Consider the following 3,547-nt stretch of genomic DNA (forward strand, 5'->3'; position numbering starts at 1 on the left):
CTCAATTGTCTATCTTTTGGTATTAACCTGTTTGTGCCTTAAGTCCTTCCCTGTATGGATTTCAGCTACTTTTGAGCGTAGGCGCTCTCATCGAATTTTATTTTAAGTTAATTATTTGCATAACAATTCCCGAAGAGCCATGAAGATTAACTACTACCCAGAAACAGACTCCCTTTATATCCACCTTGCAGACAAATCCAGTGTTGATAGCCAAGAAATTTCAGAAGGAGTCGTTGCCGATTACGATGAATTAGGGAACCTAGTCGGTTTAGACATTGATAATGCCAGCAAAAAAGTGCAACTCGGTGAATTTATTATCAATCAACTCCCCCTCGTCCCCCTGAAAGCATCTGCATAAGTTTAAGTAAATTAGGGAGAAATGAAGCGGCGATCGGCGTGTTACTCTAAATGATTTTTAGTGACCACAACTTTTAACCCATTCCCTTAACTCATGCTCATCAATTTCTTCCTCTGCTTCAACCCCAGTTATCCATTCCTGCTGATCACCTAAATTTTCCAATCTCTTAATGGCTAAAGCTTCTGCTGATGATATTGCAGGGTCATCTTCCAGAATAATAATAACCTCTACTTTTCTCCCAGGGAAAAGCTGATCTGACTGAATTTCTAGACGACCATCTGACTGAACAAAAATTGTTTGACGAATCGCTTGAGTCATTAGTAACCTCTTGGCTTTTGCTGATGTTAATGTAAGCTAAAAATTTACCTTCAGTCATCAAATTCAATTTTTTTTAGACTGAGTATGCTATCTAACAAGTCTTTTTACTCTTGAATACGACATATTTTTATAATATTACGTTACGCCATGCCGACCAATCTTGCTGTTGCTTGAACTGTCAAAATAGTGCGATCGCCGATTGCGTAGGGGGTGTCCCATTATCCCACTAATCGAAAAGCAGCATCAATCGGCAATTGTAACGGTAAGGATTGATTCCAGCGTTTCGAGAAAAATAAAATCTCCAAATTCTCAATCTCCCCAGAAGTCGGATTTAGACGAGCGACAATTTCATCCCCAATCTCCTCCGACTCTTGATCTGCATAGGGAGAACAGACATCTACATAAAGAATATCTCCCGTCGGGTCATAGCGAAAAGTTAGATTTTTTTCCATACCATTATTCCCCCTGTAATTTTTCGGGCTGTGTATATGGTCACGATCCAATGACGACTAAGATCAGTTTGGGAAACCACCACCACAATTAAAAATCGTCCCGTCCGAATCGTTGAAAACCACTTAGAAAATAACAACGCCTTTTCATCGCGATCGCTAGAACGGATTAAATCTGGATCGGCTAAAGTCTGGGCTAATTGCTCCTCATCCAGTGCGATCGCCCTCTTCTTGTTAATTAAACTTTAAAACCGCGATCGCCTAAAATTGAGGTTTAATATAATCGTCCCAAGCTCTAAGTAGATAGACAGCATCTTCGTTTGAAATCCTTCCCAATTTAGCAAGCAGTAAGTTTTTTTCCAAGCAATCAAGACGGGATAAACGTACAGTAGAGGGAACCCTCAAACCACTATTGGCCCAATCTTTTAATAATATGTCTGTTTGTGTTCGGGGCATTGCTGAGGTTACTGCCGTTACAACCACGTCATCTCCGTCAACCCAAAGAATCAAAACGGGTCTTTTTTTTGATGACGTACCATCAGTAAATAGAATTTTGGCAACCCAGAACTCACCTCCTTTAATAATCGTCATATAAACCTTCGTCTTCTGGGGCATAACTATTCAGAAAAGAAGAATGAAGGCGATCGCTAACTAAGGTTTTGGGCTGAATGGTGATCACCCACTTGCCTTTACCAATTCCTTGCACAATAGAACTGGGAAGATTGAGTTGCTCCCCTTCTTCAATTTCTACTTCAAAAGCTAATTTTAATAACTGATTTTTCATAAAACAAAAGCACCTATAATATTGAAGATATTAGCACAGCGCGTAGAAGCATCAGTGATCGCCATCATGTCTCCAAAACTGATCTTAAATTTAAAAACCAAAACTTAATCATCGGCGATTGCAGCTGCCAATATCAGAGACATGAAACGTGAAAACAACTCAGCCTTGCAACAAAGCATAAGCTAACTGTTCCTCATCAGAAGCCCCAATCAGTCCTTCCTCTGAAGACATTTTAACATCAATCCCTCGTATCCTTAAACCTTTGGCGATCGCCTAAGAAACACTTTCATCCAGAGCGATCACTGCCTTCTTGTTAATTAAACTTTAAAACTGCAATTATTTTAGCCTTGGAAACGTCAATCGCCGTGTTACCCCAAGGGATAGAAAATAGTCCACGAGCTATCAGTTAAAGCTATGAGTGAAGCAGTTGTAACACTTCTCATTGCGATCGCTGATCCCATAGGATGGTTTAGCATACTGTAACCCGTCAAAAACGTTGATGACTAAGGCAAGTATTTTTTAGTATTGCAAAATTTAGAAAATTTTGCGGTTGCGGTTTTATTGTTGATGGTTGATAAGGGGCGTTTTTCAAAACAATTTGCCTTGAAAACTTAATGCTAAAATGAAATTAAGTAGACAAAAATCTAATGCCTGATTTTCAGACCTTTATCGGTATCCTTACCACCCTATTCGTCTTTTTAACAGGAATAATCCTCAACTATGACTCAATCCAACTCGGCAACGAACAAATTATCATCCCCCAATGGTTCGGACTTCTCTTCGCAGGGATTACTTTCAGCCTTGTTACATTGGATCAAATCCTACGGGGGCTTGTCCGACTTGAAAAAACAGAACGAGAAACTCGCCGAACTCGAATCGAAACTCGATACCGTACTGCAATCATCCGATTCCAACTTAACCCCAACAACTTCCACAGAAACCAACTAGCAGATATTTTAGCCCTACTTGAAGAATACCGAGATACACTTTAGTGCAATTCTTGAGGGCGATCGCCGATCTTGTCGGAGGTCAGTGCGATCGCCCTCTTCTTGTTAATCTTGTTGTTAATTAAACTTTAAAACCGCGATCACCTACGCAAATCCGTCTTACGGTTGCTTGAACTATCAAAACAGATTAGAAAGGCGGTAACTGAAAATGACCAGCGACAATCCCCGGAACGGTAATATCCTCATCTAATTCTTCCCACCGTAGAGCATAGCCGTTGACTTCAACCTTAACCGCCGCCAATTGCTCATTCGTTGCTTGTTTCAAAATGCGGAAGCGATCGCCAGGAAAACCGATAATACGTCCATCACTGAGTTCAACGTATATCATGCGTTCTTCTGCCCAGGCTCGAATGGCGGCAGGCTCAACAGTCATTATAGGATTAATGTTTGTGGAAATCACGATAAGCACTCCTTAAAAGGTCTTGATTTTTATAAACTAGCCTCTCTACTTCCCGTAGCTCATGGGAAGGAATACCACGATTGGAAGCTAAATTGACATCCTCACCGCCGTAAACGGACGGTGATTCCCAAACCTCACGATTTAGGTTTCTGCTTCTTTCCCGAAGGATTTTTCGCACCTGCCTTAACAGATTTACTCTGTTCTGGTCTTATGGTCGCTCTACAGACTGAC

The 3,547-nt window shown here is 40.8% G+C and carries 7 protein-coding genes; 2 read left to right on the forward strand and 5 right to left on the reverse strand.

Annotated features, from left to right (window positions below):
• The first annotated feature begins 139 nt into the window (after positions 1 to 139).
• Positions 140 to 358: a DUF2283 domain-containing protein gene (locus O9295_RS03540; protein WP_004163787.1), complete on the forward strand. Its 219-nt coding sequence runs from the start codon at positions 140 to 142 to the stop codon at positions 356 to 358.
• A 57-nt stretch (positions 359 to 415) separates the two neighbouring features.
• Here the strand turns inward: O9295_RS03540 and O9295_RS03545 are convergent, their stop codons facing one another.
• From O9295_RS03545 to O9295_RS03560, 4 genes are all read right to left on the reverse strand, one after another.
• Entirely contained in the window at positions 416 to 676 is a 261-nt protein-coding gene (locus tag O9295_RS03545; protein ID WP_288031755.1) for a hypothetical protein, read from the reverse strand.
• A 218-nt stretch (positions 677 to 894) separates the two neighbouring features.
• On the reverse strand, positions 895 to 1,128 hold the full coding sequence (locus O9295_RS03550; protein WP_002769319.1) for a DUF2283 domain-containing protein: 234 nt from the start codon (positions 1,126 to 1,128) through the stop codon (positions 895 to 897).
• A gap of 258 nt (positions 1,129 to 1,386) precedes the next feature.
• Entirely contained in the window at positions 1,387 to 1,716 is a 330-nt protein-coding gene (locus O9295_RS03555) for a type II toxin-antitoxin system PemK/MazF family toxin (protein ID WP_190357176.1), read from the reverse strand.
• Positions 1,703 to 1,909 (reverse strand): hypothetical protein, encoded by a 207-nt coding sequence (locus O9295_RS03560; RefSeq protein WP_002760310.1) that lies wholly within the window; start codon positions 1,907 to 1,909, stop codon positions 1,703 to 1,705. Before O9295_RS03560 ends, O9295_RS03555 begins: the two co-directional genes overlap by 14 nt.
• A gap of 647 nt (positions 1,910 to 2,556) precedes the next feature.
• Here O9295_RS03560 and O9295_RS03565 point away from each other — a divergent pair.
• Positions 2,557 to 2,901: a hypothetical protein gene (locus tag O9295_RS03565; RefSeq protein WP_043995635.1), complete on the forward strand. Its 345-nt coding sequence runs from the start codon at positions 2,557 to 2,559 to the stop codon at positions 2,899 to 2,901.
• 142 nt (positions 2,902 to 3,043) lie between these two features.
• On the opposite strand, the gene O9295_RS03570 is transcribed toward O9295_RS03565, so the two are convergent.
• Positions 3,044 to 3,289 carry a DUF2442 domain-containing protein gene (locus tag O9295_RS03570; protein ID WP_043995636.1) on the reverse strand — a complete coding sequence of 82 codons (246 nt, stop codon included), beginning with the start codon at positions 3,287 to 3,289 and terminating at the stop codon, positions 3,044 to 3,046.
• Positions 3,290 to 3,547: the final 258 nt, after the last annotated feature.

The organism is Microcystis sp. LE18-22.4A (assembly GCF_027531105.1).
Lineage (GTDB): Bacteria > Cyanobacteriota > Cyanobacteriia > Cyanobacteriales > Microcystaceae > Microcystis > Microcystis aeruginosa.